The sequence below is a fragment of the Herbiconiux flava genome (genome assembly GCF_013409865.1).
Lineage (GTDB): Bacteria > Actinomycetota > Actinomycetes > Actinomycetales > Microbacteriaceae > Herbiconiux > Herbiconiux flava.
Genome location: NZ_JACCBM010000001.1, coordinates 1,503,544 through 1,528,933 on the forward strand (window position 1 = coordinate 1,503,544; position 25,390 = coordinate 1,528,933).

Here is a 25,390-nt window from a genome sequence, read left to right on the forward strand (position 1 = left end):
ATGGCTACCGCAACTAACACGCTCGATGTCCTCGACGTCACCGGCAAGAAGTCCGGCACCGTCGAGCTGCCCGCCGAGATCTTCGACGTGCAGACCAACATCCCGCTGATCCACCAGGTCGTCGTCGCCCAGCTCGCCGCCGCCCGCCAGGGCACGCACAAGACCAAGGGTCGTGGCGAGGTCTCCGGTGCCGGCCGCAAGCCGTTCAAGCAGAAGGGAACCGGTCGCGCTCGTCAGGGCTCGATCCGCGCCCCTCAGATGACCGGTGGTGGCATCGTCCACGGACCGGTGCCCCGCAGCTACGCCCAGCGCACCCCCAAGAAGATGATCGCCGCGGCTCTGCTCGGCGCCCTCTCCGACCGGGCCCGCGGCGGCCGCCTGCACATCGTCGAGTCGCTCTCGCAGGGTGAGACCCCCTCGACCAAGGCCGTGAACGAGTTCCTCGCCACGATCGCCTCGTCGAAGCACGTCCTCATCGTGCTCGAGCGCGACGACGTGCTGAGCCTCCGCAGCGTGCGCAACATCCCGACCGTTCACGTGCTGCCCGCAGACCAGCTGAACGCCTACGACGTCCTCGTCTCCGACGACATCGTCTTCACCAAGGGCTCGTTCGATTCGTTCGTCGCGGCCAAGGCCGCGACGAAGCAGGAAAGCGCAGCCGTCGCTTCTGACAGCAAAGTAGAGGTTTCCGCATGAGCAACGCCGCGTTCAACAAGGACCCGCGCGACATCATCCTGGCGCCGGTCGTCTCCGAGAAGAGCTACGGCCTGATCGACGAGGGCAAGTACACGTTCGTCGTCGACCCGCGCTCGAACAAGACCGAGATCAAGCTCGCGATCGAGAAGATCTTCGGTGTGCAGGTCGCCTCGATCAACACGCTGAACCGCACGGGCAAGACCCGTCGCACCAAGTTCGGCCAGGGCAAGCGCAAGGACACCAAGCGCGCGATCGTGACGCTCAAGTCCGGCTCCATCGACATCTTCACGGCCGTCGGCTAGGCCCGGAAGCTAGAGGAAAAGACACATGGCTATTCGCAAGTACAAGCCGACGACCCCCGGTCGTCGCGGTTCCTCGGTCTCGGACTTCGCCGAGATCACCCGTTCGACCCCCGAGAAGTCGCTGCTCCGCCCGCTCTCCAAGACCGGTGGCCGCAACAACCAGGGTCGCATCACGACCCGTCACATCGGTGGTGGCCACAAGCGCCAGTACCGCGTCATCGACTTCCGTCGCAATGACAAGGACGGCGTGAACGCCAAGGTCGCTCACATCGAGTACGACCCCAACCGCACCGCGCGCATCGCGCTGCTCCACTTCGTGGACGGCACGAAGCGCTACATCCTGGCTCCCAACAAGCTCGCCCAGGGCGACATCGTGGAGTCGGGCGCCGGCGCCGACATCAAGCCCGGCAACAACCTGCCGCTGCGCAACATCCCCACCGGTACCGTCATCCACGCCATCGAGCTCAAGCCCGGCGGCGGCGCGAAGATGGCCCGCTCCGCGGGCGCATCCGTGCGCCTCGTGGCGAAGGACGGCCCCTACGCCCAGCTGCGTCTGCCCTCGGGCGAGATCCGCAACGTCGACGCGCGCTGCCGCGCGACCATCGGCGAGGTCGGCAACGCCGAGCAGTCGAACATCAACTGGGGCAAGGCCGGCCGCAACCGCTGGAAGGGCATCCGCCCGACCGTCCGTGGTGTCGCCATGAACCCGGTCGACCACCCGCACGGTGGTGGTGAGGGCAAGACGTCCGGTGGACGTCACCCCGTCAGCCCCTGGGGTCAGGCCGAAGGCCGCACCCGTCACCCCAACAAGGAAAGCGACAAGCTCATCGTGCGTCGTCGGACCGTCGGCAAGAAGCGTAAGTAGGAGTTGTAGAAGATGCCACGCAGTCTCAAGAAGGGCCCCTTCGTTGACGACCACCTGTACCGCAAGGTCGTCACGCAGAACGAAGCCGGCAGCAAGAACGTCATCAAGACCTGGTCGCGCCGATCGATGATCATCCCGGACTTCCTGGGTCACACCATCGCCGTGCACGACGGTCGCAAGCACATCCCGGTGTTCATCACCGAGACCATGGTGGGTCACAAGCTGGGCGAGTTCGCCCCGACCCGCACCTTCCGTGGACACGTGAAGGACGACAAGAAGGGCCGTCGCCGCTAACCGCGGCGACGTGAAGGAGGAAGAGAAATGGTGGAGTCGATCGCACGCGTGCGTCACATCCGCGTCACCCCCCAGAAGGCCCGTCGTGTCGTCAACCTGATCCGCGGCCGTCAGGCCGTGGAGGCACTGGCCATCCTGAAGTTCGCCCCGCAGGGCGCTTCGGAGCCGGTGTACAAGCTGGTCGCCTCGGCGATCGCGAACGCCCGGGTCAAGGCAGACGCCTCGAACAGCTACCTCGACGAGCAGGACCTCTTCATCGCGAAGGCGTTCGTCGACGAGGGAACCACGCTCAAGCGCTTCCAGCCCCGTGCTCAGGGACGCGCGTTCCGCATCAACAAGCGCACCAGCCACATCACGATCGTGCTCGCAACCCCTGACGAGGCTGCGACGATCGAGGGCGCGAGCAAGAAGGCGAGCAAGTAATGGGCCAGAAAGTCAATCCGTACGGCTTCCGTCTCGGAATCACCACCGACCACGTGTCGCGCTGGTTCTCCGACAGCACGAAGAAGGGTCAGCGCTACAGCGACTACGTCGCTGAGGACGTCAAGATCCGCAACCTGCTGAAGACCTCCCTCGACCGCGCCGGCGTGGCGAAGATCGAGATCGAGCGCACCCGTGACCGCGTCCGCGTCGACATCCACACCGCCCGTCCGGGCATCGTGATCGGTCGTCGTGGCGCCGAGGCCGAGCGCATCCGCTCCGACCTCGAGAAGCTCACGGGCAAGCAGATCCAGCTGAACATCCTCGAGGTCAAGAACCCCGAGGCCGAGGCTCAGCTCGTCGCCCAGGGCATCGCCGAGCAGCTGACCGCCCGTGTGGCGTTCCGCCGTGCGATGCGCAAGGGCCTCCAGGGCGCTCAGCGCGCCGGCGCCAAGGGTGTCCGCATCCAGGTGTCGGGCCGTCTCGGCGGCGCCGAGATGAGCCGCTCGGAGTTCTACCGTGAGGGTCGCGTTCCGCTGCACACCCTGCGCGCCAACATCGACTACGGCTTCTACGAGGCCAAGACGACGTTCGGCCGCATCGGCGTGAAGGTCTGGATCTACAAGGGCGACATCACCAACAAGGAGCTCGCCCGCGAGCAGGCCAACCAGAAGTCCTCGCGCCCCGAGCGCGGCGACCGTGACCGTCCGCGCCGTAACTCCGCCCCCAAGGCGGACGCACCGGTCGCAGCAGGAGTTGAGGCGTAATCATGCTTATCCCCCGTCGAGTCAAGCACCGCAAGCAGCACCACCCGGGCCGCAGTGGCCACGCCACCGGTGGCACCAAGGTGAGCTTCGGTGAGTACGGCATCCAGGCCATCACCCCCGCGTACGTGACCAACCGTCAGATCGAGTCCGCGCGTATCGCCATGACGCGTCACATCAAGCGCGGTGGAAAGGTGTGGATCAACATCTACCCCGACCGTCCGCTCACGAAGAAGCCTGCCGAGACCCGCATGGGTTCCGGTAAGGGTTCGCCCGAGTGGTGGGTCGCGAACGTCAAGCCGGGTCGCGTGCTCTTCGAGCTGAGCGGGGTCAACGAGACCGTCGCTCGCGAGGCACTCACCCGTGCAATCCACAAGCTGCCTCTCAAGGCACGCATCATCAAGCGCGAGGAGGGCGACGCGTAATGGCGATCGGTTCTAAGGAGCTCGCCCCGGCGGAGCTCGACACGTTCGAAGATTCTCGACTTCTCGAGGAGCTTCGCAAGGCCAAGGAAGAGCTGTTCAACCTGCGCTTCCAGTCGGCGACCGGGCAGCTCGAAAGCCACGGCCGACTCCGTGCCGTGAAGCGCGACATCTCGCGCATCTACACGATCATCCGCGAGCGGGAGCTCGGCATCCGTGCCACCCCCGCCCCCGTCGAGGCCCCGGCCAAGACGACCAAGAAGTCCAAGAAGGCAGCAGAGGCCGAGGCCCCCGCTGCAGATGCTGAGGAGGCGAAGTAATGGCCAAGACCGAAGAGAAGGTCGTCGCGGCCGGCCACGAGTCGTCCTCGCACGATGTCAAGGACGAGGCTGCCCGCGGGTACCGCAAGTCCCGCCGCGGCTACGTCGTCAGCGACAAGATGGAGAAGACCATCGTCGTCGAGGTCGAGGACCGCGTGAAGCACCCCCTGTACGGCAAGGTCATCCGCCGTACCTCCAAGGTGAAGGTGCACGACGAGGCGAACGGCGCCGGCATCGGCGACCTCGTGCTCATCAGCGAGACCCGTCCGCTGTCCGCGACCAAGCGGTGGCGCCTGGTCGAGATCCTCGAGAAGGCCAAGTAGGCCTCGGCTTACTTAGTTCAGGAAGAGTAGAAGAATGCTTCAGCAAGAATCACGAGTGAAGGTCGCCGACAACACCGGCGCCAAGGAGCTCCTGACGATTCGTGTTCTCGGAGGATCCGGCCGTCGCTACGCGGGACTCGGCGATGTCATCGTCGCGACCGTGAAGGACGCCATCCCCGGTGGCAACGTCAAGAAGGGCGACGTGGTCAAGGCCGTCATCGTCCGCACCGTCAAGTCGACCCGTCGTCCCGACGGCTCGTACATCAAGTTCGACGAGAACGCCGCAGTGATCCTGAAGAACGACGGCGACCCTCGCGGTACCCGCATCTTCGGACCGGTCGGCCGTGAGCTCCGTGACAAGAAGTTCATGAAGATCATCTCGCTGGCACCGGAGGTTATCTAAGTCATGGCAAACATCAAGAAGGGTGACCTCGTGCAGGTCATCTCGGGCGCGACCCAGGCCCGCGGCGGCGACCGCGGCAAGCAGGGTCGTGTCATCGAGGTGCTCGTCGAGCGCAACCGTGTCGTCGTCGAGGGCGTGAACCTCGTCACCAAGCACGTGCGTGTCGGCCAGACGCAGCGCGGCACCAAGACCGGCGGCATCGAGACCATGGAGGCGCCGATCCACGTGTCGAACGTCGCCCTGGTCGACCCCGAGACCAAGACGCCGACCCGTGTCGGCCACCGCAACGAAGAAGTCACGAAGGACGGCGTCACCAAGACGGTCCGCGTTCGTTACGCGAAGAAGTCAGGAAAAGACCTCTGATGAGCACCGAGACTGCCGCGCCCGCTGGCAAAATCCAGCCGCGCCTGAAGCAGAAGTACAAGAACGAGATCGTCGACCAGCTGACGAAGGACTTCGCCTTCACCAACGTGCACCAGGTGCCCGGGCTCGTGAAGATCGTCGTCAACACCGGCGTCGGCGAGGCCGCGCGCGATGGCAAGGTCATCGACGGTGCGGTCAAGGACCTCACCGCGATCACCGGCCAGAAGCCGCAGGTCACGAAGGCCCGCAAGTCGATCGCGCAGTTCAAGCTGCGCGAGGGCCAGCCCATCGGCGCCCACGTCACCCTCCGCGGTGACCGCGCCTGGGAGTTCCTGGATCGCCTGCTCTCGCTGGCGCTTCCCCGCATCCGCGACTTCCGCGGTCTGTCCGACCAGCAGTTCGACGGTCGCGGCAACTACACGTTCGGTCTCCAGGAGCAGTCGATGTTCCACGAGATCGACCAGGACAAGATCGACCGCGTGCGCGGTTTCGACATCACCGTCGTGACCACCGCGAAGACGGACGACGAGGGCCGCGCGCTGCTCAAGGCGCTGGGCTTCCCGTTCCGGTCGAACGACTCCAGCTCCAACTAGGCACCATCCACCCACGACGACCCAGGTCGGCATCCTCGTAAAGGGTGTCGAAACCAGGCGCGAAAGGCTACACAATGACAATGACAGATCCGGTCGCAGACATGCTGACCAGACTGCGCAACGCGAACTCGGCACACCACGACACCGTGTCGATGCCGCACTCGAAGCTGAAGTCGCACATCGCCGAGATCCTCAAGACCGAGGGCTACATCTCCGGCTGGGAGGTCGCCGACGCCAAGGTCGGTCAGACCCTGACCCTGAGCCTGAAGTTCGGCCCGAACCGTGAGCGCTCGATCGCGGGCATCAAGCGCGTGTCGAAGCCCGGCCTCCGGGTCTACGCGAAGTCGACCGAGATCCCCACCGTCCTCGGTGGCCTCGGCGTCGCGATCCTGTCCACCTCCTCGGGTCTCTTGACAGACCGTCAGGCGAGCAAGAAGGGCGTGGGTGGGGAAGTCCTCGCCTACGTGTGGTAACCGACAATGTCACGTATCGGACGTCTTCCCATCGACATCCCTGCCGGCGTCACCGTCACCATCGACGGCCAGCAGGTTGCAGTCAAGGGCCCCAAGGGTGAGCTCGCGCTCGCCATCAAGGCCCCCATCGCGGCCACGGTCGAGGAGAACCAGGTTCTCGTCACCCGTCCCGACGACGAGCGCGAGTCGCGTTCGCTCCACGGCCTCACCCGTACCCTGATCGCGAACCAGATCATCGGCGTCACCACCGGCTACTCCAAGAGCCTCGAGGTCGTCGGAACCGGTTACCGTGTCGCTGCCAAGGGCAGCGGCGTGGAGTTCGCCCTCGGGTACTCGCACCCCATCTCGGTCGAGCCGCCCGCGGGCATCTCGTTCACCGTGGAGGGCAACAACAAGCTCACGGTCAACGGCATCGACAAGCAGGCCGTCGGTGAGGTTGCCGCCAACATTCGCAAGCTGCGCAAGCCCGAGCCCTACAAGGGCAAGGGTGTGCGGTACGCCGGCGAGGTCGTTCGCCGCAAGGCCGGAAAGAGTGGTAAGTAGACCATGGCTACTGGAATCAGAGGAAAGTCGAAGTCCGCAGCCCGCGATCGCCGGCACCTGCGCCTTCGCAAGAAGGTCGAGGGCACCGAAGCGCGTCCTCGCCTCGTCGTCACCCGTTCGGCACGTCACGTGTTCGTCCAGGTCGTCGACGACAGCAAGGGTCACACCCTCGCGTCGGCATCGACGCTCGAGTCCGACCTGCGCACCTTCGACGGTGACAAGACCGCGAAGGCCAAGAAGGTCGGTGAGCTGGTCGCCGAGCGCGCCAAGCTCGCCGGTGTCGAGGCCGTCGTGTTCGACCGTGGAGGTAACCGCTACGCCGGTCGCGTCGCCGCGATCGCCGATGGAGCACGAGAGGGAGGTCTGGACCTGTGAGCACCGAAACCAACAAGGAGCCGGACGTGGCAGCAATCGCTGAGGCACCGGTCGAGACGGCCGCGTCGAGCGGTCAGAACGCGACCGAGCCCCGCGAGGCCCGCCGGGGTGGGCGCGAGCGCAACCCCAACCGCGGTGACCGCGGCAGCCGCGACTCCGACAAGAGCAACTTCCTCGAGCGCGTCGTCACCATCAACCGCGTCTCCAAGGTCGTCAAGGGTGGTCGTCGCTTCAGCTTCACCGCTCTGGTGGTCGTCGGTGACGGCAACGGTCTGGTGGGCGTCGGCTACGGCAAGGCCCGCGAGGTCCCGACCGCCATCTCCAAGGGCGTCGAGGAGGCGAAGAAGAACTTCTTCCGCGTCCCCCGCGTCGGCAACACCATCCCCCACCCCGTCCAGGGTGAGGCCGCAGCCGGTGTGGTGCTCCTGCGCCCGGCCGCTGCCGGTACCGGTGTCATCGCCGGTGGTCCGGTTCGCGCCGTGCTCGAGTGCGCCGGCATCCACGACATCCTGTCGAAGTCGCTCGGCTCGTCGAACACGATCAACATCGTGCACGCGACCGTCGAGGCGCTTCAGCAGCTCGAGGAGCCCCGTGCCGTGGCCGCTCGTCGTGGCCTCCCCTTCGACGACGTCGCTCCGGCCCGCCTCGTGCGCGCCGAGCAGGACGCTCTAGCTGCGAAGGCAGGTGCATGATGGCGACGAGCCTGAAGGTGACCCAGATCAAGTCCAAGATCAGCGAGAAGCAGAACCAGCGGGACACGCTGCGCAGCCTCGGACTGAAGCGCATCGGCGATGTCGTCGTGCGCGAAGACAACGCCCAGAACCGGGGTTACGTGCGCACCGTCGCACACCTGGTGAAGGTCGAGGAGATTGACTAATGGCTGAAGAAGAAGCCAAGGAGACCGCGAAGGCGGCTCCGAAGAAGGCTGCGGCCCCCAAGGCCGCTCCCAAGGAGAAGGCTGCTCCCAAGGCCGCCGCTGCCGACAAGGCCGAGAAGGCGCCGGCCAAGGCCGCCGCCCCCAAGAAGGCGGCAGCCCCGAAGGCTGCTGCCGCCAAGGCCGACGCCGCCGACGCGAAGGCTCCGGCCGCCGCGAAGGCGCCCGCCGCTGCCAAGGCGTCTGCGGCCAAGTCCGCTCCGAAGGCCGACGAGACCGCTGCTCCCCGCGAGCACGTGCTCAAGGTGCACCACCTCCGTCCGGCTCCGGGCTCCAAGAAGGAGCGCACCCGCGTCGGTCGTGGTGAGGGCTCGAAGGGCAAGACCGCCGGTCGTGGCACCAAGGGCACCAAGGCCCGCTACACCGTGCGCATCGGCTTCGAGGGTGGCCAGATGCCGCTGCACATGCGCACCCCGAAGCTGCGCGGGTTCAAGAACCCGTTCCGCGTCGAGTACCAGGTCGTGAACCTGGAGAAGCTCGCGGAGCTCTACCCGGCCGGGGGAGACGTCACCGTCTCCGACCTGGTCGCCAAGGGCGCGGTTCGCAAGAACGAGAAGGTCAAGGTTCTCGGCGATGGCGACATCGCTGTGAAGCTGACCGTCGCGGTCGACAAGGTCTCCGGCTCGGCCGAGCAGAAGATCGTCGCCGCGGGTGGTTCCGTCAAGTAGCTGAACCCCTGACCGGTGACCCGATTCCCGGCCCTCACACAGATGCCTCCTCAGAATGAGGTAGCCTGTCGAGGCCACGAATCGGGTCACCGGCATTCTTGGCACTGAGCCACACGAACGCAGGAGGCCCTTTTTGTTCAAAGCCGTCGCGAGGATCTTCCGTACGCCGGATCTCCGCAGAAAGATTGGCTTCACGCTCGGCATCGTCGCGCTGTTCCGTCTGGGATCGTTCATCCCCGCGCCGTTCGTCGACTTCGGCAACGTGCAGACGTGTCTCGCGGCCAACCAGGGCACCTCGGGCCTCTACGAGCTCGTCAACCTGTTCTCGGGTGGCGCGCTCCTCCAGCTCTCCATCTTCGCGCTGGGCATCATGCCGTACATCACGGCATCGATCATCGTCCAGCTGCTGCGCGTGGTCATCCCGCACTTCGAGACCCTCCACAAAGAGGGCGCCTCGGGCCAGAGCCGTCTGACGCAGTACACCCGCTACCTCACCATCGCGCTCGGTGTGCTCCAGTCCACGACGCTGATCACCGTGGCCCGCTCCGGCGCCCTGTTCGGCACCTCGACGGTCGCCGAGTGCGGCCAGCTGATCACCAACGACGCCTGGTACGCCATCCTCCTCATGGTCATCACCATGACCGCCGGCACCGGCGTCATCATGTGGATGGGTGAGCTCGTCACCGAGCGCGGCGTCGGCAACGGCATGTCGCTGCTGATCTTCACCTCCATCGCCTCGACCTTCCCGTCGTCGCTGTGGCTGATCGCCCAGACCCAGGGCTTCGAGACCTTCCTCGCCGTGCTGGCGGTCGGTGTCGCGGTGGTCTTCGGTGTGGTCTTCGTCGAGCTCTCGCAGCGCCGCATCCCGGTGCAGTACGCCAAGCGCGTGGTGGGCCGGCGCACCTACGGCGGCAACAACACCTACATCCCGATCAAGGTCAACATGGCGGGCGTGGTGCCGGTCATCTTCGCCTCGTCGCTGCTCTACCTGCCGGCCCTGATCGCCCAGTTCAACCAGCCCGCCGCCGGCCAGGCCCCGGCCGGCTGGGTCACCTGGATCAACAACTACCTGGTGCGCGGCGACCACCCGCTGTACATGCTGATGTACTTCCTGCTCATCGTCGGCTTCACCTACTTCTACGTCGCGATCACCTTCAACCCCGAAGAGGTCGCCGACAACATGAAGAAGTTCGGTGGGTTCATCCCCGGCATCCGTGCGGGCCGCCCGACGGCCGAGTACCTCGACTACGTGCTCACCCGCATCACGCTGCCCGGCTCGATCTACCTGGGTGTGATCGCGCTCCTGCCGCTGATCGCCCTGGTCGCGGTCGGCGCGAACCAGAACTTCCCGTTCGGTGGCGCGTCGATCCTGATCATCGTCGGTGTCGGCCTCGAGACCGTCAAGCAGATCGACTCGCAGCTGCAGCAGCGTCACTACGAGGGGCTGCTCCGATGACCGACGCAGGAGCGAGTCCGGCGTCGCCCGCACTCCGCCTGCTGCTCATCGGTCCGCCCGGCGCGGGCAAAGGCACCCAGGCCGCCCGCCTGTCGGCGGCCTACGACATCCCCGCGGTGTCGACCGGTGACATCTTCCGCGAGAACGTCAAGAACGGCACCGAGCTCGGAGTGAAGGCCAAGACCTTCATGGACGCCGGTCAGTACGTTCCGGATGCACTGACCAACGACCTGGTGCGCGACCGCCTCCAGCAGCCCGACGCGGCCGACGGCTTCCTGCTCGACGGCTACCCGCGCACTCTGCAGCAGGTCGAGGAGCTCGACGACATCCTCGGCGTCTCCGGCACCGAGCTCGACGCGGTCATCGTGCTCGAGGCCGACACCGACGAGGTCGTGCGCCGGCTGCTCAAGCGCTCGGAAGAGCAGGGCCGCAGCGACGACACCGAAGAGGTCATCCGCAAGCGCCTCGACGTCTACGCCGAGCAGACCGCTCCGCTGGTCGAGGTCTACGAGAGCCGCGGGCTCGTGGTGACCGTCGACGGCCTCGGCGAGATCGACGAGGTCACCGGCCGCATCATCGCCGCACTCGCCGCTCGCTGACCATGGCCTTCGGCAAGAACAAGGGCATCTACAAGACCCCGGCCGAGCTGCGCCTGATGGTGCGGCCGGGTCTCGTGACCGCCGCCTCGCTGGCCGCGGTGCGTGAGGCGATCCGTCCCGGCATCACGACCCTCGAGCTCGACGCGATCGCCGAGAGCACCATCCGCTCCCTCGGCGGCGTCTCGAACTTCCAGATGGTGCCCGGCTACCGGCACACCGTCTGCACCTCGGTGAACGACGACATCGTGCACGGCATCCCGGGTGGGCGGATGCTCGTGCCCGGCGACATCGTCTCCGTCGACTCGGGTGCCGAGGTCGGCGGCTGGAACGGCGACTCGGCCATCACGGTCGTGCTCGACGACCCCGCCCGCCCCGAGGAGGTCGCCGCGCGGCGCCTGCTCTCGGAGGTGACCGAGCAGTCGATGTGGCACGGGATCGCCCGCCTCGCATCCGCTCGTCATCTGAACGAGGTGGGGGAGGCGATCGAGGAGTTCGTCGAGGAGCACCCGTCGACCCGTCAGGGCGCGGTCTACGGCATCCTCACCGACTACGTCGGCCACGGCATCGGCCGCTCCATGCACGAGGCGCCGCCGGTGTTCAACTACCGGGTGCGCCAGCGCGGGCCCGAGGTGAAGCCCGGCCTCGTCGTCGCGATCGAGCCGATGATCACGGCCGGCACCACCGAGACCTACACCCGCGACGACGAGTGGACCGTGGCCTCGGCCGACGGCAGCATGGCCTCGCACTGGGAGCACTCGGTCGCCGTCCACGCCGACGGCATCTGGGTGCTCACGTCCCCCGACGGCGGCGCCGCCGCCCTGGCCCCCCTCGGCGTCACCCCCGTCCCCATCCCGTAGCTCGACGCGAGAGACGTATCTGAGTATTGTTCAGATATGCGAGTTGTGCGAACGATGGTTACGCTGCTGACCGGAGCTGCGCTGTCACTGGGTCTGACAGGTGCGCTGCCGCTCTCCGTGGGTTCTTCCACTGCGGCAGACGACTTCTACGAGACCCCCGCCAATCAGGAGCTGAAGGTCCGCGGCCCTGGCCTTCTCGCGAACGATACGGCGTCCCCGACCTCGATCGTCACCTTCGGTGGCGACGGTCCCCACCATGGCGGTCTGAGCTGGCACGTGGGGATGCGAGAGGGGGAGTTCGACTACACGCCGTTGCCGGGCTACGTAGGATTCGACACCTTCACTTACTGTCTCGTGAGCAGACAACCCAGCCCGTGTGAGTCCGCCGTCGCCACCGTGATCATCAGGGTCGGCGACCCTGTCGTGTCCCGATTGGCGGGTGCGGACCGATTCGAAGGGGCAGCCGCCGTTGCTCGAAGCACGAACCCCGTTCGCTCTGGATTCGTGTTCATAGCTTCTGGGGAGAATTTTCCGGATGCACTGGGTGCCGCTCCAGCCGCGGGGAAGTTCGGGTTCGCGTTGTTGCTGGTGACCAAAGCCGGGGTGCCTGATGCGACGAGGGCGGAACTCGAACGATTGAAGCCGGGCGAAGCCATCGTCGTCGGCGGCCCGGCCGCGGTTTCCGAGTCAGTTCTCGGCGAGCTTCGCGACATCCTGCCGTCGGGTGCCAGTGTCTCGAGGATCGGCGGTCGTGATCGGTACGAAGTCAGCCGGGTGCTGGCTGAGCAACTCTACGGAGAAGCCCCTCATTCGTTCACCGTGACCGGTGCGAACTTCGCCGATGCCTTGTCGGCGGGGTCAGCAGCGGGAGCGGCTCACGAGCCGGTCGTGCTGCTCGACGGTCGAGCCGATGTCGCCGATGGTGAGACCCAGGCCGCGTTCTTGAACCTGAGCACTTCGTCGATCACGATCGTCGGTGGCACGGAGGCGGTGTCGTCTGGCGTCGAGTCGACCCTGCAGACGATTGCAACAGTCGACCGTCTCGCAGGATCAGACCGGTACGAGGCTGCGGTTGGTGTGGCGCGGAAGAACGTCATGACCTCGGCCACCGCTGTCATAGCAACCGGCACGAATTATCCCGATGCGCTGGTCGGAGCGAACCTGGCGGCACAACGCGGCGCGCCGCTCTACCTGTCGCCGGGCTCTTGTGTTCCCACCGCGGTGCTGGCCGATTTGGCGCGGGTGGGGGCGAGCGAAATCGTGCTGCTCGGCGGGGAGCGGGCGCTCAGCCCGGAGGTCGCGGCGCTGAAGCACTGCTGACGCGCGGAGGGCGGCGGGTCAGGTGTCCATGACGTGGACGAGTTCGTCGATGAAGGACGCGAAGTCGGTGGCGCGACGCACGATGCGCTGCACGTCGTCGCGGTCGGAGAAGACCTCGACGAGCTGGTCGAAGACCGTCTGGAAGGCGCGCCGGCCCGAGGAGCTGAAGGCGATCAGCGCGATGACGTTGACGCGGTTCTCGCCCCAGGTCATCGGCGTCTCGTTCACCACGATCGCGATCGCGGTGCGCGACGCGCTCATCGCCATCGCGTGCGGCACCGCGATGGTGTCGGTGAAGGCCGTCGACGACATGCGCTCGCGCTCGATGGCGCCCTCGACGTAGCTCTCGTCGATGATGCCGAGCGCCACCATCGAGTCGCCGAGCGTGCGGATCATGGCCGACTCGTCGCCCGCGTGCAGGTTGCGCCGGAACAGCCGCTCGTCGAAGTACTGCAGCAGCTCGTCCTTGAGCAGCATGCGGCGGCGGTGCCGGCGCACCGTGGTGATCGCGCGGCGCACCGCCTCGATGTCGCCCTTGGTGAGGAAGGGCTGGATGACCACGACGTTGTCGCGCGCGGCCGGCACCGAGATGGTGGTCACGACGATGTCGGAGGACAGCGCCGCCCAGTCGACGTCGGCGCGGGTGATCACGACGTCGACCTGCAGCTCGGAGCCGAGCTCCGCCTCGAGGCGCTGGCGCAGGATGACGTGCATGTCGTAGTAGTTCGGGCAGACGATGGCGCAGGTGACGCGCTCCTCACGGAGGTTCTGCCGCTCCAGGTGCGAGCCGACGTGCAGCGCGATGTAGGCGATCTCGTCGTCGTTGATGACGATTCCCTCGCGCCGCTGGATCTGGCTGGCGATGAACACGGCCAACTCGTAGATCATCGGGAAGGTGCTCTTGATCGAGCGGGTCATCGGGTTGCGGGAGAACGACTTCTCCTGCGCCCGGGCGACCAGGTTCCGGATGTGCAGGCTCAGCCGCACGATGAAGTCCTCGTCGTCGAGGTCGACCAGGTACTCCTCGCTCGCCAGCCGCACGATCCGGCGCATCGCGGCGAGGTCGTCGGGCTCGAGGTAGGAGTCGGCCACCGCCTCGGCCGGCTGGTCGTGGCCCGGGGTCAGCACCCGCGTGGTCAGCAGCACCGAGAGGTAGTCGAGCTCGCGGGGGCTCAGCCCGGCGTCGAAGTGCGCCCGCACGAGCCCGTCGAGCTGCGCCGCGACGTCGCGCACCGTGGCGGAGGCGGGACGTGCATCCTCGTCACCCGGCCCGATGGACTGCTTCTTCGCCACCCGGTCGACCGCGATGGCGATGTGCAGCAGCACGTTGTCGATCGAGTACTCGTTCACGAAGTAGCCGTTGCCGTCGAGCATCTCGATCAGCGCCGACTTGAACGCCGTGAGGTCGCCCGAGAGGAACTCCCGCTGGATGTTCTGCAGGTCGAGGAAGCCCTGGGCGCTCTCGTCGCGGAAGAGGCGGCTGAGCAGCCGCCGCCGGTTCAGCTCGCTGCCCGTGAGCGCGACGACGCTGCCTCGACGGGTGAGGCCGAGGCCGGCGTCCTCGACGAGGAGCTTGGCCTTCCGCAGGTCGGCCTCGACGGTCGACTCGCTGACGTACATGGTCGCCGCGAGGTCGTAGACGTCGAGCCCGTCGGGGGCGTCGCCGAGACCGCGGATGATCGCGTGCACCCGGTCGCGCGGACTGCCGGGCTCCGCATCCCGCACCCGCAGCCCGGCGAGGAAGCTCGCGTACGCCTCGCGGTTCAGTCGGTAGCCGCTGGTCGAGGACGCGATCACCTCGAGGGGCTTCGCGGCCGTCTTGACGCTGGTGACGTAGCTGCGGACGCTCCGGGTGGTGACGCCGAGCCGGTCCGCCAGTTCGCCGGCCGTGACCCAGTCGGTGGTCTCGGCCAGATACTCCAGCAGGCGCTCGTACTTCGCAGTCATCACTGTCACCCTAAGCGCTCCGGCGGAGCAGGGCTTCCTAGGGGCCGGAAGCAAGCCTGCTGGATACGTCTGCATGAGTTGGCGATGATCGTAGGAGATCGGATCAGGACGCGAGGAGGCGTGCGTGGACAGAGTGCTCATCGTCTGCGGTGCAGGAGCATCGAGCACCTTCCTCGCCGTGAGACTGCGCCGGATCATCCGGGACCGCGATCTCGACCTGGTCGTGGACGCGGGAACGCTGGCCGATCTCGACGACAGGCTCGCGGCGACGCGCATCCTGCTGGTGGGGCCCCATCTCGCCGATCGCTACGCCGGTCTGGCCGAACGGGCCGTGCGGGCCGGGGCGGTGGCGGAGCTCCTCCCCGAGAACGTCTTCGGGCGGGACGGCGCCGAGATCGCGGCCGGCCGGATCGAAGAACTCGCCGGGCTGCGGGCGCCGGCAGACCTGAACGCGGAAACACCAACGAACCGAGGAGACCTCCATGGCTGAACGAACCGTCGAACTGGCATCCAAGCACGGGCTGCACGCCCGCCCGGCCACGCTCTTCACGCAGACCGTCGCGAAGTCGGGACTGCCTGTGCAGATCTCGAAGGACGGCAAGGCCGTCAACGCCGCCAGCATCCTCGGCGTCATCTCGCTCGGCATCGAGTACGGCGACACCGTGACCCTCGTCTCCGACGCCCCCGAGGCCGACGCGCTGCTCGACGAGCTCGCGACGCTCCTGGCCACCGACCTGGACGCCGAGTGATGGCTGACGTCCTCACCGGCACCGGCATCGGCCGCGGCATCGCCGTCGGCGGGGTGCTCCGGATGCCCGACCCCCTGCCCGAGCCCACGGACACGCCCTCGGCGCTCACCCCCGACGCCGAGAAGGAGCGCGCCCGCGCCTCCCTGGCGGCCACCGCCGCGATCATCCGGCACCGGGGCGAGCGCGCCGGCGGCTCGGCCAAGGACGTTCTCGAGGCGCAGGCCTTCATGGCCGAGGACCCGACGCTCATCGACGACATCGGCACCCGCCTCGACTCCGGCAAGACCGCCGAGCGCGCGGTCTTCGAGGCGTTCGCCTCCTTCCGCGACCTGCTCGTGAGCATGGGCGGCTACATGGGGGAGCGCGCCACCGACCTCGACGACGTCTCGCAGCGCGTCGTGGCGCACCTGAGCGGCGTGCCCGCTCCGGGAGTGCCCGACCCCGAGCATCCGTTCGTGCTCGTCGCCCGCGACCTCGCGCCGGCCGACACCGCCCTGCTCGACCTGTCGAAGGTGCTCGCGCTCGTCACGAGCGACGGCGGCCCCACCTCGCACACCGCGATCCTCGCCCGCGAGAAGTCGATCGTCGCCATCGTCGGGGTGACGGATGCGCTCGCCCTCGCCGACGGCACCGAGATCGTCGTCGACGCGGCGACCGGCACCGTGACCGTCGCCCCGAGCGCCGAGGAGCGCGCCGCCGCCGAGGCGAAGGCCGCCGGGATCAAGGCGGCCCGCAGCTCTGCGACGGGCCCCGGAGCCCTGGCCGACGGCACCCTCGTGCCGCTGCTGGCGAACCTCGGCTCGGCCGACGGCGCCGCCGACGCGCTGGAGAAGGGCGCGGAGGGCGTGGGCCTCTTCCGCACCGAGTTCCTCTTCCTCGACTCCTCGAGCGCCCCGACCGTCGAGGAGCAGAAGGCGCAGTACAAGCGCCTGCTCGAGGCCTTCGCCGGCAAGAAGGTGGTCGTGCGCGCCCTCGACGCCGGTGCGGACAAGCCGCTCAGCTTCCTCAACGACGCCCCCGAGGAGAACCCGGCCCTGGGCCTCCGCGGCCTCCGTGCCCTGCGGGCGAACGAGCCGATCCTGCGCGACCAGCTCGCCGCGCTCGCCGCCGCCGAGGCCGAGACCGACGCGGACGTCTGGGTGATGGCCCCGATGGTCTCGACCGTCGAGGAGACCCGCTACTTCACCGCCCTCGCCCGCGAGGTCGGTCTGAAGACCGCCGGAGTCATGGTGGAGGTGCCCTCGTCGGCCCTGCTGGCCGACCGCATCCTCGCCGACGCCGACTTCGCGTCGATCGGCACCAACGACCTGACGCAGTACACGCTCGCGGCCGACCGGCTGCTCGGCTCGGTCGCCTCGTTCCAGGACCCCTGGCACCCGGCCGTGCTGAAGCTCGTCGGGGAGGTCGGCAAGGCCGGCCGTGCGACCGGCAAGCCCGTCGGGATCTGCGGCGAAGCCGCCGCCGACCCCCTTCTCGCCGTGGTGCTCGTGGGCCTCGGCGCGACCACGCTCTCCATGTCGCCGTCGGCTCTCGCCGACGTGCGCGCGGAGCTCTCCCGATTCACGCTCGACGAAGCCCAGCACTTCGCCGAACTGGCCCTCTCGGCGAACAGCGCCGTCGAGGCCCGTGGAGCGGTCACCACCGCAGCAGCATCCAAGTAATCCCAACCCGACAACCACACGAATTGGAGCAGTCGTCATGACAACGACGTCAGAAACCAAGACCGGAGGCGGGGCGCGCGTGCGCGTCCAGCGCTTCGGCACCTTCCTCTCGGGCATGGTCATGCCCAACATCCCGGCGTTCATCGCCTGGGGCCTGATCACCTCGCTGTTCATCGCCACCGGCTGGCTGCCGAACGGCATCCTCGGCGGCTTCGGCAACGCCGACGCGATCGGCTGGTCGGGCGCGGCGACCGCCCTGGCCCAGGCCGACGACGGCACCACCTTCCCGCAGTACCTGGGTCTCGTCGGCCCGATGATCACCTACCTCCTGCCGCTCCTGATCGCGAACACCGGTGGCCGGATGGTCTACGGCGCCCGCGGCGGCGTGATCGGCACCATCGCCACGATGGGTGTGATCGTCGGTGCGAACATCCCGATGTTCATCGGCGCGATGATCATGGGCCCGCTCGCGGCGTACCTGCTGAAGCAGCTCGACAAGCTCTGGGCCGGCAAGGTCAAGCCCGGCTTCGAGATGCTGATCGACAACTTCTCCTCGGGCATCCTGGGCGCGCTGCTCGCGATCGCCGGCTTCTTCGGCATCGCCCCGGTGATCCAGGGCCTGTCCAAGGCGCTGGAGACCGGCGTCGACTGGCTGATCTCGGTCGGCCTGCTGCCGCTCGCCTCGATCCTCGTCGAGCCCGGCAAGGTGCTGTTCCTGAACAACGCCATCAACCACGGCGTCTTCACCCCGCTGGGCGTGCAGCAGGTCGCCGACCAGGGCAAGTCGATCCTGTTCCTGATCGAGGCGAACCCCGGCCCCGGCCTCGGCATCCTGCTCGCCTTCGCGATCTTCGGTGTGGGCCTGGCGAAGGCGAGCGCTCCCGGCGCCGTCATCATCCAGTTCTTCGGCGGCATCCACGAGATCTACTTCCCGTACGTGCTGTCGAAGCCGATGACGATCCTCGCCGCCATCGCCGGTGGCGCGACCGGTGTCGCCGTGAACGTGCTGTTCAACTCCGGCCTGCGCGCCCCGGCCTCGCCCGGCAGCATCATCGCGGTGCTCCTGCAGACCGCGCCCGACAGCTACGTGGGCGTCATCCTCTCGGTGATCGCCGCCGCCGCGGTGTCGTTCCTCGTCACCGCCGTCATCCTCCGGGCGAGCCGCAAGCGCGACCTGGAGAACGAGAACGCGGGCGACCTGTCGGCTGCCATCGCGAAGACGCAGGCCAACAAGGGCAAGGAGTCCAGCGTGCTGGGCACCCTGAGCGCCGAGGGCGTCCCCGCGCGTGACGCCGAGGCCGTCGCCGAGCAGACCTCCCTGCTGACCGACGAGCGTCCGATCGCGAACATCGTGTTCGCCTGCGACGCCGGAATGGGCTCCAGCGCCATGGGCGCGTCGGTGCTCCGCAATAAGATCAAGAAGGCCGGCATCGAGGGTGTGACCGTCGTCAACAAGGCGATCGCGAACCTCGATGACGACGTCGATCTCGTGATCACGCAGCGCGAGCTCACGCCGCGGGCGCAGGAGCGCACCCCGAGCGCCGAGCACGTGTCGGTCGACAACTTCATGAACAGCCCCCGTTACGACGAGGTCGTCGAGAAGCTGAAGAACCAGCACGCCGCCAGCTAGGCGACGCGCACAGACGAAGGAGGAGCCCATGTCCGTCATCGAAGCCTCGCAGATCCGGTTGAGCGGTACCGCGCGCACCAAGGAGGAGGCGATCCGAGAGGCCGCCGACATCCTGGTGGCCGCCGGAGCCGTCGAGTCCGGGTACCTGGACTACATGCTCCAGCGCGAGGCGACGGTCTCGACGTACATGGGCAACCTCCTCGCCATCCCGCACGGCACGAACGAGGGCAAGGACACGATCCTCGACTCCGCGCTCTCGTTCGTGCGGTACGACGAGCCCCTCGACTGGGGCGGCGAGGAGGTGCGCTTCGTCGTCGGCATCGCCGGCAAGGACGGCGGGCACATGGAGATCCTCACCAAGATCGCCATCGTGTTCAGCGATGAGGACGAGGTCGCGAAGCTGCTCGCGGCCGAGAGCTCCGAGGAGATCCTGCAGATCCTCGGCGACGTGAACGACTGACAACCAAGGAGCACCAGATGAAGGCCGTCCACTTCGGCGCAGGCAATATCGGCCGCGGATTCGTGGGGCTGATCCTCCACGACGCGGGCTACGAGCTCGTCTTCGCCGACGTGAACGCCGAGCTCATCGACGCGCTGGCCGCGTCGACGAGCTACGACGTGCATGCGGTGGGCGAGAACTCCTCCTCCCGCACGGTGACGAACTATCGCGCGCTGAACAGCGGCACCGACGAGGATGTGGTGGTCGCCGAGATCGCGACGGCCGACATCGTGACGACGGCGGTGGGCCCGAACATCCTGAAGTTCGTGGCCCCCGTGATCGCCCGGGCGCTTCAGGCGCGCGACGCCTCGCTGCCCCCGCTGACGGTCATGGCCTGCGAGAACGCGATCAACGCCACCGACGTGCTGAAGGGCGAGATCGAGGGCCGGCTCGGCGACGACTCCGCCGGAGCCCTCGGTCGCGCCGTCTTCGCCAACACGGCGGTCGACCGCATCGTGCCGAACCAGGAGCCGGGCCACGGGCTCGACGTCACGGTCGAGGACTTCTTCGAGTGGGCGATCGAGGAGACCCCCTTCGAGGGCGCTCCGCCGGTCATCCCCGCCGCCCACTTCGTGCCCGACCTCGCGCCGTACATCGAGCGCAAGCTCTTCACGGTGAACACCGGCCATGCGACCGTGGCCTACCACGGCTGGGTCGAGGGGGCGACGACGCTCGCCGACGCCCTGTCGGTGCCGAGCGTCTTCGCCGAGGTGAAGGCGGTGCTCGAGGAGACCAAGGCGCTCCTCGTCGCCAAGCACGAGTTCGATCCGGCCACGCAGGAGGCCTACCTCGAGAAGAACCTCGTGCGCTTCGCCAACCCCTACCTCACCGACACCCCCGAGCGCGTCGGGCGCCAGCCGCTGCGCAAGATCTCCCGGCACGAGCGCTTCATCGGCCCGGCGGCCGAGCTCGCCGAACGCGGTCTGCCGACGGATGCGCTGCTGCGCGCCGTGGCGGCAGCCCTCCGTTTCGACGCCCCCGCCGACCCGCAGTCGGCCGAGCTCGCCGGCCTCCTCGACACCCTCACCCCCGAGGAGTTCACCGTGCAGGTGACCGGCATCGAGCCGGGCCACCCGCTGCACGACCGGCTGCTGGCGACCGTGCGCGCCGCGGTTGCATTTCGCACGCCCGAGGAGTAATGGGCTCCTTGCAGAAAGGGCCCTCGTAGCGTAAGCTCGATCCTTGGTGTTTTCGGCCCGTTTTCGTGGGCCGATTTCGCACGACCAGCAGAATCTATTTTTAGCGACAGTGAGGCTATGGCCAAAAAAGACGGTGTTATAGAGATCGAGGGCGCAGTCGTCGAAGCCCTCCCGAACGCGATGTTCCGGGTGGAATTGACGAACGGCCACAAGGTTCTCGCCCACATCTCGGGCAAGATGCGCCAGCACTACATCCGCATCCTCCCTGAGGACCGCGTGATCGTGGAGCTGAGCCCCTACGACCTCACCCGTGGCCGGATCGTCTACCGCTACAAGTAGGCCCCTCCTCGTGAGGAGCGCTGGAAAGTAACGGCCCGACGGCATTCCGACGGGTACGAGGACAGCGAAGAGAGAAATCACAATGAAGGTCAACCCCAGCGTCAAGCCCATCTGCGAGCACTGCCGCATCATCCGCCGCAACGGCCGAGTGATGAACATCTGCAAGAGCAACCCGCGCCACAAGCAGCGCCAGGGCTAAGTAGTACCACCCCTTAATGGCAGTGTCAGAAGCCGCCCGGTGAGAGCCGGGCGGCGGACACCTTCGGTCGGAGGCCGGAGCACATTCACTGTCACAGACCTCCACACATCACCAGGAGATAGCCACAATGGCACGTCTAGCAGGAGTTGACATCCCCCGCGACAAGCGCGTGGAAGTTGCCCTCACGTACATCTACGGGGTCGGCCGCACGCGTGCGCTGAAGACCCTCGCCGACACCGAGATCTCGGGCGACATCCGCGTCAAAGACCTTACCGACGACCAGCTCGTCGCTCTCCGCGACTACATCGAGGGCAACTACAAGGTAGAGGGTGACCTCCGCCGCGAGGTCGCCGCCGACATCCGCCGCAAGGTCGAGATCGGCTCCTACGAGGGTGTCCGTCACCGCAAGGGTCTGCCCGTCCGCGGTCAGCGCACCAAGACCAACGCTCGTACCCGCAAGGGCCCGAAGCGCACCGTCGCCGGCAAGAAGAAGGCCGGCCGCTAAGCGCGCCGACTGACAGGACCAGGAGAGAATTATGGCAACCCCCAAGTCGGCTGCTCGCAAGCCGCGCAAGAAAGAGAAGAAGAACGTCGCCGTGGGCCAGGCCCACATCAAGTCGACCTTCAACAACACCATCGTGTCGATCACCGACACGACCGGTGCCGTCATCAGCTGGGCCTCCTCGGGTGGCGTCGGCTTCAAGGGCTCGCGCAAGTCGACCCCGTTCGCCGCACAGCTCGCCGCCGAGTCGGCCGCCCGCCAGGCGCAGGAGCACGGCATGAAGAAGGTCGACGTCTTCGTCAAGGGCCCCGGCTCCGGCCGCGAGACCGCGATCCGCTCGCTCCAGGCCGCCGGCCTCGAGGTGGGCTCGATCAACGACGTGACCCCCCAGGCGCACAACGGCTGCCGGCCGCCCAAGCGCCGCCGCGTGTAGCCCTTTCGCACTGAATCGCCGGCGGGGCGCCTTCTGGGCGCCCCGTCGGTGAGGTGGTTCTTCACAACTCAATACCTCTGCACATGAGCGTCATATAGCGGACGCTCAGCCGAAAGGAATAACAGTGCTCATTGCACAGCGCCCCACTCTCACCGAAGAGAACATCTCGGAGTTCCGTTCGCGGTTCATCATCGAGCCGCTCGAGCCCGGCTTCGGTTACACCCTCGGCAACTCGCTCCGCCGCACGCTGCTCTCCTCGATCCCCGGCGCTGCCGTGACGAGCATCCGCCTCGACGGCGTGCTGCACGAATTCAGCACGATCCCCGGTGTGAAGGAAGACGTCACCGAGATCATCCTGAACGTGAAGGGCCTCGTCGTCTCGAGCGAGCACGACGAGCCGATCACCGCCTACCTGCGCAAGCACGCGTCGGGCGAGGTCACCGCGGCCGACATCCAGGCCCCGGCCGGTGTCGAGATCCACAACCCCGACCTCGTCATCGCCACCCTGAACGACAAGGCGAAGTTCGAGCTCGAGCTGATCATCGAGCGCGGCCGCGGCTACGTCTCGGCGACCCAGAACCGCAGCGAGTTCTCCGAGGCCGGTCAGATCCCGATCGACTCGATCTACTCGCCCGTGCTCAAGGTCACCTACCGCGTCGAGGCCACCCGTGCCGGTGAGCGCACCGACTTCGACCGCCTCGTGGTCGACGTCGAGACCAAGCCGGCGATCACCCCGCGTGACGCCATCGCCTCGGCCGGCCGCACGCTGACCGAGCTGTTCGGTCTCGCCCGCGAACTGAACACCGCGGCCGAGGGCATCGAGATCGGCCCCGCGCCGGTCGACGCCGTGCTCTCGTCCGAGCTGTCGGTGCCGATCGAGGACCTCGACCTCTCCGTGCGCTCGTACAACTGCCTCAAGCGCGAGGGCATCAACACCGTCTCGGAGCTGGTCGCCCTCTCCGAGACGCAGCTGATGAACATCCGCAACTTCGGACAGAAGTCGGTCGATGAGGTGAAGGACAAGCTCGTCGAGCTCGGTCTCTCGCTGAAGGACACCGTCCCCGGATTCGACGGCGCCCACTTCTACGGCGGCTACGACGACGAGAACGTCTGAGACGCTCGTCCGCCCGCTCCGACTCACCTGAACACCTGACTCACCTCTGGAGATAAGAAATGCCCAAGCCAACCAAGGGACCCCGTCTCGGCGGCGGACCGGCGCACGAGCGCCTGCTCCTCGCCAACCTGGCTGCCGCCCTGTTCACGCACAAGAGCATCAAGACGACCGAGACGAAGGCCAAGCGCCTCCGCCCCGTCGCTGAGCGCCTGATCACCTTCGCGAAGCGTGGAGACCTCCACGCCCGACGTCGCGTTCTCGGCGTCATCGGCGACAAGTCGGTCGTGCACGAGCTCTTCACCGAGATCGCTCCGCTCGTCGCCGAGCGCGACGGCGGCTACACCCGCATCACCAAGCTCGGCTTCCGCAAGGGCGACAACGCCTCGATGGTGCAGATCGAGCTCGTGCTCGAGCCCGTCACCCCGAAGCGCTCGAACAAGCCGGCTGCTGCCGCCGCTCCGGCCGCCGCCGAGCCCGAGGCCGAGGTCGTCGAGGAGGCTCCCGCCGAGGAGACCACCGACGCCGCCGCTGCCGACGAGACCACCGAGGCTCCGGCCGAGGAGTCGACCGAGGCCGCTGCCGACGAGGCACCCGCCGCCGAGGAGAAGGACGCCAGGTAAGGCTTCCACCCCCTCTCGAAGGCCCCGCACCCGCAAGGGTGGCGGGGCCTTCGTCGTAGACTGGCTGCCGTGGATGCGACGGCGGGGGAGTGGCGGCTCCGCCTCGACATCGCCTACGACGGCACCGACTTCTCGGGCTGGGCGCGTCAGCCGGGCCTCCGCACCGTGCAGGGCGTGCTCGAAGAGGTCCTCGCCACCCTGTTCCGGCGCTACCCGCCCTCTCCGCACCTCTGGGTCGCCGGGCGAACGGATGCGGGGGTGCACGCCACCGGGCAGGTGGCGCACCTCGACCTGAACGACGCGCAGCTGCGCAGCCTCCGCCGCCGCGGCGACGACGCCCGCAGCATGGAGCCCTCGGCCCTCGCCGCCCTCCTCGGGCAGCGGATGAACGGCATCCTCGGCGCCGACAGCGACGTGGTGGTGCTGGGGTCGACGGTCGCCCCGTCCGGCTTCGACGCGCGGTTCTCGGCGGTGTGGCGACGGTACGAGTACCGCGTCAGCGATGTGGACGGCCGCCGCGACCCGTTGCTGCGGAGGACGACGGTGCGGCATCCGGTCGCCCTCGACCTCGACGCGATGGACGCTGCTGCGCGGGCGCTGCTGGGCCTCCACGACTACGCGACCTTCTGCAAGCCGCGGGCGGGCTCGACGACGATCCGCACCCTGCAGTCGTTCACCTGGCGGCGCGACCCCGACGGCGTGCTGGTCGCCTCCCTGCAGGCCGATGCGTTCTGCCACAGCATGGTGCGCTCCCTGGTCGGGGGCACGGTGTCGGTCGGCGACGGCTCGCTGACGGGTGAGGAACTGGTCCGGCTGCGCGACGAGCGGATGCGCACCGGCGCGTTCCTCGTGATGCCGGCCAAGGGGCTGGTGCTCACCGAGGTGGGCTATCCGGAGGCCGCCGAGCTGGCCGGGCGGGCCGAACGGACGAGGGCGCGTCGCGAGCTCATTTGACCGGGTGGGTGGTATCGCCTATTCTTGATCTTTGGTGTCTGCGCCTCGTGCCGTTCACCCGAAGTTGAGCCCTCCATCGGCTGCCTTGCGACTGATCCAGTTCGCAAGACCCACCGGAGCGGGATTCACGAACTCCTCACTCGAACAAGAAAGCAGCACTACTGTGACGCGCACTTACACCCCCAAGGCCAGCGAGGTCCAGCGCAGCTGGGTCGTCATCGACGCCACCGACGTCGTGCTCGGCCGTCTGGCCACCCACGCGGCCACCATCCTCCGTGGCAAGAACAAGGCCACCTTCACCCCGCACATGGACATGGGTGACTTCGTCATCATCGTGAACGCCGACAAGGTCGCGCTCACCGGTTCCAAGCTGGCCCAGAAGAAGGCCTACCGCCACTCCGGCTACCCGGGCGGCCTCCGCGCCGTCGGCTACGCCGAGCTGCTCGAGAAGAACCCCGAGCGCGCCGTCGAGAAGGCGATCCGCGGCATGCTGCCGAAGAGCTCGCTCGGTCGCGACCAGTTCCGCAAGCTCAAGGTCTACGCAGGCCCCGAGCACCCCCACGCGGCGCAGCAGCCGACCCCCTTCATCCTCGACCAGGTCGCCCAGTAGCGTC

General features: G+C 67.5%; 37 protein-coding genes. 36 read left to right on the forward strand and 1 reads right to left on the reverse strand.

Annotated features, from left to right (window positions below; all coding sequences use genetic code 11):
• The 22 genes from rplD (at window position 1) to BJ984_RS07325 (ending at window position 12,990) form a co-directional block, all read left to right on the forward strand.
• Complete coding sequence (gene rplD, locus BJ984_RS07220) at window positions 1–696, forward strand: 50S ribosomal protein L4 (RefSeq protein ID WP_179547447.1); 696 nt, start codon at window positions 1–3, stop codon at window positions 694–696.
• The gene (gene rplW / locus BJ984_RS07225; protein WP_173183338.1) at window positions 693–998 is read left to right on the forward strand and encodes a 50S ribosomal protein L23; all 306 of its coding nucleotides are present in this window, start codon (window positions 693–695) and stop codon (window positions 996–998) included. The genes rplD and rplW overlap by 4 nt, the downstream gene beginning before the upstream one ends.
• A gap of 25 nt (window positions 999–1,023) precedes the next feature.
• Entirely contained in the window at window positions 1,024–1,863 is an 840-nt protein-coding gene (rplB, locus tag BJ984_RS07230) for a 50S ribosomal protein L2 (RefSeq protein ID WP_066041181.1), read from the forward strand.
• Window positions 1,864–1,875: 12 nt separating this feature from the next.
• Window positions 1,876–2,157 (forward strand): 30S ribosomal protein S19, encoded by a 282-nt coding sequence (gene rpsS, locus BJ984_RS07235; RefSeq protein WP_066041179.1) that lies wholly within the window; start codon window positions 1,876–1,878, stop codon window positions 2,155–2,157.
• Window positions 2,158–2,184: 27 nt separating this feature from the next.
• The gene (gene rplV, locus BJ984_RS07240) at window positions 2,185–2,580 is read left to right on the forward strand and encodes a 50S ribosomal protein L22 (RefSeq protein ID WP_179547448.1); all 396 of its coding nucleotides are present in this window, start codon (window positions 2,185–2,187) and stop codon (window positions 2,578–2,580) included.
• A complete protein-coding gene (rpsC, locus tag BJ984_RS07245; RefSeq protein WP_173183340.1) occupies window positions 2,580–3,344 on the forward strand; it encodes a 30S ribosomal protein S3 in 765 nt (254 codons plus the stop codon). Before rplV ends, rpsC begins: the two co-directional genes overlap by 1 nt.
• A 2-nt stretch (window positions 3,345–3,346) precedes the next feature.
• The gene (gene rplP, locus BJ984_RS07250) at window positions 3,347–3,766 is read left to right on the forward strand and encodes a 50S ribosomal protein L16 (RefSeq protein ID WP_092547969.1); all 420 of its coding nucleotides are present in this window, start codon (window positions 3,347–3,349) and stop codon (window positions 3,764–3,766) included.
• On the forward strand, window positions 3,766–4,083 hold the full coding sequence (gene rpmC / locus BJ984_RS07255; RefSeq protein ID WP_173183341.1) for a 50S ribosomal protein L29: 318 nt from the start codon (window positions 3,766–3,768) through the stop codon (window positions 4,081–4,083). Before rplP ends, rpmC begins: the two co-directional genes overlap by 1 nt.
• Window positions 4,083–4,406: a 30S ribosomal protein S17 gene (gene rpsQ / locus BJ984_RS07260; protein WP_173183342.1), complete on the forward strand. Its 324-nt coding sequence runs from the start codon at window positions 4,083–4,085 to the stop codon at window positions 4,404–4,406. The genes rpmC and rpsQ overlap by 1 nt, the downstream gene beginning before the upstream one ends.
• A gap of 34 nt (window positions 4,407–4,440) precedes the next feature.
• Entirely contained in the window at window positions 4,441–4,809 is a 369-nt protein-coding gene (gene rplN / locus BJ984_RS07265; RefSeq protein WP_137837171.1) for a 50S ribosomal protein L14, read from the forward strand.
• Between the two features lie 3 nt (window positions 4,810–4,812).
• The gene (gene rplX, locus BJ984_RS07270) at window positions 4,813–5,172 is read left to right on the forward strand and encodes a 50S ribosomal protein L24 (protein WP_179547449.1); all 360 of its coding nucleotides are present in this window, start codon (window positions 4,813–4,815) and stop codon (window positions 5,170–5,172) included.
• A complete protein-coding gene (gene rplE, locus BJ984_RS07275; RefSeq protein ID WP_179547450.1) occupies window positions 5,172–5,765 on the forward strand; it encodes a 50S ribosomal protein L5 in 594 nt (197 codons plus the stop codon). Before rplX ends, rplE begins: the two co-directional genes overlap by 1 nt.
• Before the next feature lie 74 nt (window positions 5,766–5,839).
• Window positions 5,840–6,238: a 30S ribosomal protein S8 gene (gene rpsH / locus BJ984_RS07280; protein WP_173183345.1), complete on the forward strand. Its 399-nt coding sequence runs from the start codon at window positions 5,840–5,842 to the stop codon at window positions 6,236–6,238.
• 6 nt (window positions 6,239–6,244) lie between these two features.
• A complete protein-coding gene (gene rplF, locus BJ984_RS07285) occupies window positions 6,245–6,781 on the forward strand; it encodes a 50S ribosomal protein L6 (protein WP_173183346.1) in 537 nt (178 codons plus the stop codon).
• 3 nt (window positions 6,782–6,784) lie between these two features.
• Complete coding sequence (gene rplR, locus BJ984_RS07290; protein ID WP_173183347.1) at window positions 6,785–7,156, forward strand: 50S ribosomal protein L18; 372 nt, start codon at window positions 6,785–6,787, stop codon at window positions 7,154–7,156.
• A gap of 35 nt (window positions 7,157–7,191) precedes the next feature.
• The gene (gene rpsE / locus BJ984_RS07295; RefSeq protein ID WP_259486479.1) at window positions 7,192–7,848 is read left to right on the forward strand and encodes a 30S ribosomal protein S5; all 657 of its coding nucleotides are present in this window, start codon (window positions 7,192–7,194) and stop codon (window positions 7,846–7,848) included.
• The gene (gene rpmD, locus BJ984_RS07300) at window positions 7,848–8,033 is read left to right on the forward strand and encodes a 50S ribosomal protein L30 (RefSeq protein WP_022897975.1); all 186 of its coding nucleotides are present in this window, start codon (window positions 7,848–7,850) and stop codon (window positions 8,031–8,033) included. The genes rpsE and rpmD overlap by 1 nt, the downstream gene beginning before the upstream one ends.
• Window positions 8,033–8,758: a 50S ribosomal protein L15 gene (rplO, locus tag BJ984_RS07305; RefSeq protein ID WP_179547452.1), complete on the forward strand. Its 726-nt coding sequence runs from the start codon at window positions 8,033–8,035 to the stop codon at window positions 8,756–8,758. The genes rpmD and rplO overlap by 1 nt, the downstream gene beginning before the upstream one ends.
• A 133-nt stretch (window positions 8,759–8,891) precedes the next feature.
• Window positions 8,892–10,214, forward strand: a complete 1,323-nt coding sequence (secY, locus tag BJ984_RS07310; protein ID WP_173183349.1) for a preprotein translocase subunit SecY — start codon at window positions 8,892–8,894, stop codon at window positions 10,212–10,214.
• Window positions 10,211–10,813, forward strand: coding sequence for an adenylate kinase (locus tag BJ984_RS07315; RefSeq protein ID WP_179547453.1), 603 nt, complete (start codon window positions 10,211–10,213; stop codon window positions 10,811–10,813). The genes secY and BJ984_RS07315 overlap by 4 nt, the downstream gene beginning before the upstream one ends.
• Before the next feature lie 2 nt (window positions 10,814–10,815).
• A complete protein-coding gene (gene map, locus BJ984_RS07320; protein WP_179547454.1) occupies window positions 10,816–11,670 on the forward strand; it encodes a type I methionyl aminopeptidase in 855 nt (284 codons plus the stop codon).
• Between the two features lie 54 nt (window positions 11,671–11,724).
• Window positions 11,725–12,990: a cell wall-binding repeat-containing protein gene (locus BJ984_RS07325; RefSeq protein WP_179547455.1), complete on the forward strand. Its 1,266-nt coding sequence runs from the start codon at window positions 11,725–11,727 to the stop codon at window positions 12,988–12,990.
• Window positions 12,991–13,008: 18 nt separating this feature from the next.
• On the opposite strand, the gene BJ984_RS07330 is transcribed toward BJ984_RS07325, so the two are convergent.
• Window positions 13,009–14,937 (reverse strand): BglG family transcription antiterminator, encoded by a 1,929-nt coding sequence (locus BJ984_RS07330; RefSeq protein ID WP_179547456.1) that lies wholly within the window; start codon window positions 14,935–14,937, stop codon window positions 13,009–13,011.
• Between the two features lie 124 nt (window positions 14,938–15,061).
• Here BJ984_RS07330 and BJ984_RS07335 point away from each other — a divergent pair, with 124 nt between their 5' ends.
• The 14 genes from BJ984_RS07335 (at window position 15,062) to rplM (ending at window position 25,386) form a co-directional block, all read left to right on the forward strand.
• Window positions 15,062–15,427 (forward strand): PTS sugar transporter subunit IIABC, encoded by a 366-nt coding sequence (locus tag BJ984_RS07335; RefSeq protein WP_179547457.1) that lies wholly within the window; start codon window positions 15,062–15,064, stop codon window positions 15,425–15,427.
• Window positions 15,420–15,686 carry an HPr family phosphocarrier protein gene (locus BJ984_RS07340; RefSeq protein ID WP_179547458.1) on the forward strand — a complete coding sequence of 89 codons (267 nt, stop codon included), beginning with the start codon at window positions 15,420–15,422 and terminating at the stop codon, window positions 15,684–15,686. Before BJ984_RS07335 ends, BJ984_RS07340 begins: the two co-directional genes overlap by 8 nt.
• Before the next feature lie 62 nt (window positions 15,687–15,748).
• Window positions 15,749–17,347 (forward strand): phosphoenolpyruvate--protein phosphotransferase, encoded by a 1,599-nt coding sequence (gene ptsP / locus BJ984_RS07345; RefSeq protein ID WP_373877412.1) that lies wholly within the window; start codon window positions 15,749–15,751, stop codon window positions 17,345–17,347.
• Window positions 17,348–17,384: 37 nt separating this feature from the next.
• On the forward strand, window positions 17,385–18,977 hold the full coding sequence (locus BJ984_RS07350) for a PTS mannitol transporter subunit IIBC (protein ID WP_173183356.1): 1,593 nt from the start codon (window positions 17,385–17,387) through the stop codon (window positions 18,975–18,977).
• Window positions 18,978–19,005: 28 nt separating this feature from the next.
• Window positions 19,006–19,437, forward strand: a complete 432-nt coding sequence (locus BJ984_RS07355) for a PTS mannitol transporter subunit IIA (protein WP_179547460.1) — start codon at window positions 19,006–19,008, stop codon at window positions 19,435–19,437.
• A 17-nt stretch (window positions 19,438–19,454) separates the two neighbouring features.
• Window positions 19,455–20,615, forward strand: a complete 1,161-nt coding sequence (locus BJ984_RS07360) for a mannitol-1-phosphate 5-dehydrogenase (RefSeq protein ID WP_179547461.1) — start codon at window positions 19,455–19,457, stop codon at window positions 20,613–20,615.
• A gap of 117 nt (window positions 20,616–20,732) precedes the next feature.
• Window positions 20,733–20,954, forward strand: coding sequence for a translation initiation factor IF-1 (gene infA / locus BJ984_RS07365; protein ID WP_022883252.1), 222 nt, complete (start codon window positions 20,733–20,735; stop codon window positions 20,952–20,954).
• Window positions 20,955–21,036: 82 nt separating this feature from the next.
• Window positions 21,037–21,153, forward strand: coding sequence for a 50S ribosomal protein L36 (gene rpmJ / locus BJ984_RS07370; RefSeq protein ID WP_066041129.1), 117 nt, complete (start codon window positions 21,037–21,039; stop codon window positions 21,151–21,153).
• Window positions 21,154–21,280: 127 nt separating this feature from the next.
• The gene (gene rpsM, locus BJ984_RS07375) at window positions 21,281–21,658 is read left to right on the forward strand and encodes a 30S ribosomal protein S13 (protein ID WP_171703640.1); all 378 of its coding nucleotides are present in this window, start codon (window positions 21,281–21,283) and stop codon (window positions 21,656–21,658) included.
• A gap of 31 nt (window positions 21,659–21,689) precedes the next feature.
• A complete protein-coding gene (gene rpsK / locus BJ984_RS07380) occupies window positions 21,690–22,088 on the forward strand; it encodes a 30S ribosomal protein S11 (protein WP_173183359.1) in 399 nt (132 codons plus the stop codon).
• Window positions 22,089–22,212: 124 nt separating this feature from the next.
• On the forward strand, window positions 22,213–23,202 hold the full coding sequence (locus BJ984_RS07385; RefSeq protein ID WP_179547462.1) for a DNA-directed RNA polymerase subunit alpha: 990 nt from the start codon (window positions 22,213–22,215) through the stop codon (window positions 23,200–23,202).
• A 59-nt stretch (window positions 23,203–23,261) separates the two neighbouring features.
• Window positions 23,262–23,822 (forward strand): 50S ribosomal protein L17, encoded by a 561-nt coding sequence (gene rplQ, locus BJ984_RS07390; RefSeq protein ID WP_179547463.1) that lies wholly within the window; start codon window positions 23,262–23,264, stop codon window positions 23,820–23,822.
• 69 nt (window positions 23,823–23,891) lie between these two features.
• Window positions 23,892–24,776 (forward strand): tRNA pseudouridine synthase A, encoded by an 885-nt coding sequence (locus tag BJ984_RS07395; protein WP_271206440.1) that lies wholly within the window; start codon window positions 23,892–23,894, stop codon window positions 24,774–24,776.
• A gap of 163 nt (window positions 24,777–24,939) precedes the next feature.
• The gene (gene rplM / locus BJ984_RS07400; protein WP_173183363.1) at window positions 24,940–25,386 is read left to right on the forward strand and encodes a 50S ribosomal protein L13; all 447 of its coding nucleotides are present in this window, start codon (window positions 24,940–24,942) and stop codon (window positions 25,384–25,386) included.
• Window positions 25,387–25,390: the final 4 nt, after the last annotated feature.

Excerpts from the sequence above, each read along its gene's own strand:
- rplE (WP_179547450.1), top strand. The coding sequence starts at position 5,172 with ATGAGCACCGAGACTGCCGCGCCCGCTGGCAAAATCCAGCCGCGCCTG.
- rpsS (WP_066041179.1), top strand. The coding sequence starts at position 1,876 with ATGCCACGCAGTCTCAAGAAGGGCCCCTTCGTTGACGACCACCTGTAC.
- BJ984_RS07315 (WP_179547453.1), top strand. The coding sequence starts at position 10,211 with ATGACCGACGCAGGAGCGAGTCCGGCGTCGCCCGCACTCCGCCTGCTG.
- rplD (WP_179547447.1), top strand. The coding sequence starts at position 1 with ATGGCTACCGCAACTAACACGCTCGATGTCCTCGACGTCACCGGCAAG.
- BJ984_RS07350 (WP_173183356.1), top strand. The coding sequence starts at position 17,385 with ATGACAACGACGTCAGAAACCAAGACCGGAGGCGGGGCGCGCGTGCGC.
- rplV (WP_179547448.1), top strand. The coding sequence starts at position 2,185 with ATGGTGGAGTCGATCGCACGCGTGCGTCACATCCGCGTCACCCCCCAG.
- rplF (WP_173183346.1), top strand. The coding sequence starts at position 6,245 with ATGTCACGTATCGGACGTCTTCCCATCGACATCCCTGCCGGCGTCACC.
- ptsP (WP_373877412.1), top strand. The coding sequence starts at position 15,749 with ATGCCCGACCCCCTGCCCGAGCCCACGGACACGCCCTCGGCGCTCACC.
- BJ984_RS07340 (WP_179547458.1), top strand. The coding sequence starts at position 15,420 with ATGGCTGAACGAACCGTCGAACTGGCATCCAAGCACGGGCTGCACGCC.
- BJ984_RS07330 (WP_179547456.1), bottom strand. The coding sequence starts at position 14,937 with ATGACTGCGAAGTACGAGCGCCTGCTGGAGTATCTGGCCGAGACCACC.
- rpmC (WP_173183341.1), top strand. The coding sequence starts at position 3,766 with ATGGCGATCGGTTCTAAGGAGCTCGCCCCGGCGGAGCTCGACACGTTC.
- BJ984_RS07325 (WP_179547455.1), top strand. The coding sequence starts at position 11,725 with ATGGTTACGCTGCTGACCGGAGCTGCGCTGTCACTGGGTCTGACAGGT.
- rpmJ (WP_066041129.1), top strand. The coding sequence starts at position 21,037 with ATGAAGGTCAACCCCAGCGTCAAGCCCATCTGCGAGCACTGCCGCATC.
- rpsM (WP_171703640.1), top strand. The coding sequence starts at position 21,281 with ATGGCACGTCTAGCAGGAGTTGACATCCCCCGCGACAAGCGCGTGGAA.
- rpsK (WP_173183359.1), top strand. The coding sequence starts at position 21,690 with ATGGCAACCCCCAAGTCGGCTGCTCGCAAGCCGCGCAAGAAAGAGAAG.
- BJ984_RS07360 (WP_179547461.1), top strand. The coding sequence starts at position 19,455 with ATGAAGGCCGTCCACTTCGGCGCAGGCAATATCGGCCGCGGATTCGTG.
- BJ984_RS07355 (WP_179547460.1), top strand. The coding sequence starts at position 19,006 with ATGTCCGTCATCGAAGCCTCGCAGATCCGGTTGAGCGGTACCGCGCGC.
- rplO (WP_179547452.1), top strand. The coding sequence starts at position 8,033 with ATGGCTGAAGAAGAAGCCAAGGAGACCGCGAAGGCGGCTCCGAAGAAG.
- rplQ (WP_179547463.1), top strand. The coding sequence starts at position 23,262 with ATGCCCAAGCCAACCAAGGGACCCCGTCTCGGCGGCGGACCGGCGCAC.
- rplN (WP_137837171.1), top strand. The coding sequence starts at position 4,441 with ATGCTTCAGCAAGAATCACGAGTGAAGGTCGCCGACAACACCGGCGCC.
- infA (WP_022883252.1), top strand. The coding sequence starts at position 20,733 with ATGGCCAAAAAAGACGGTGTTATAGAGATCGAGGGCGCAGTCGTCGAA.
- rpmD (WP_022897975.1), top strand. The coding sequence starts at position 7,848 with ATGGCGACGAGCCTGAAGGTGACCCAGATCAAGTCCAAGATCAGCGAG.
- rpsH (WP_173183345.1), top strand. The coding sequence starts at position 5,840 with ATGACAATGACAGATCCGGTCGCAGACATGCTGACCAGACTGCGCAAC.
- rplB (WP_066041181.1), top strand. The coding sequence starts at position 1,024 with ATGGCTATTCGCAAGTACAAGCCGACGACCCCCGGTCGTCGCGGTTCC.
- rpsC (WP_173183340.1), top strand. The coding sequence starts at position 2,580 with ATGGGCCAGAAAGTCAATCCGTACGGCTTCCGTCTCGGAATCACCACC.
- rplP (WP_092547969.1), top strand. The coding sequence starts at position 3,347 with ATGCTTATCCCCCGTCGAGTCAAGCACCGCAAGCAGCACCACCCGGGC.
- rplX (WP_179547449.1), top strand. The coding sequence starts at position 4,813 with ATGGCAAACATCAAGAAGGGTGACCTCGTGCAGGTCATCTCGGGCGCG.
- rplR (WP_173183347.1), top strand. The coding sequence starts at position 6,785 with ATGGCTACTGGAATCAGAGGAAAGTCGAAGTCCGCAGCCCGCGATCGC.
- rplW (WP_173183338.1), top strand. The coding sequence starts at position 693 with ATGAGCAACGCCGCGTTCAACAAGGACCCGCGCGACATCATCCTGGCG.
- rpsQ (WP_173183342.1), top strand. The coding sequence starts at position 4,083 with ATGGCCAAGACCGAAGAGAAGGTCGTCGCGGCCGGCCACGAGTCGTCC.
- map (WP_179547454.1), top strand. The coding sequence starts at position 10,816 with ATGGCCTTCGGCAAGAACAAGGGCATCTACAAGACCCCGGCCGAGCTG.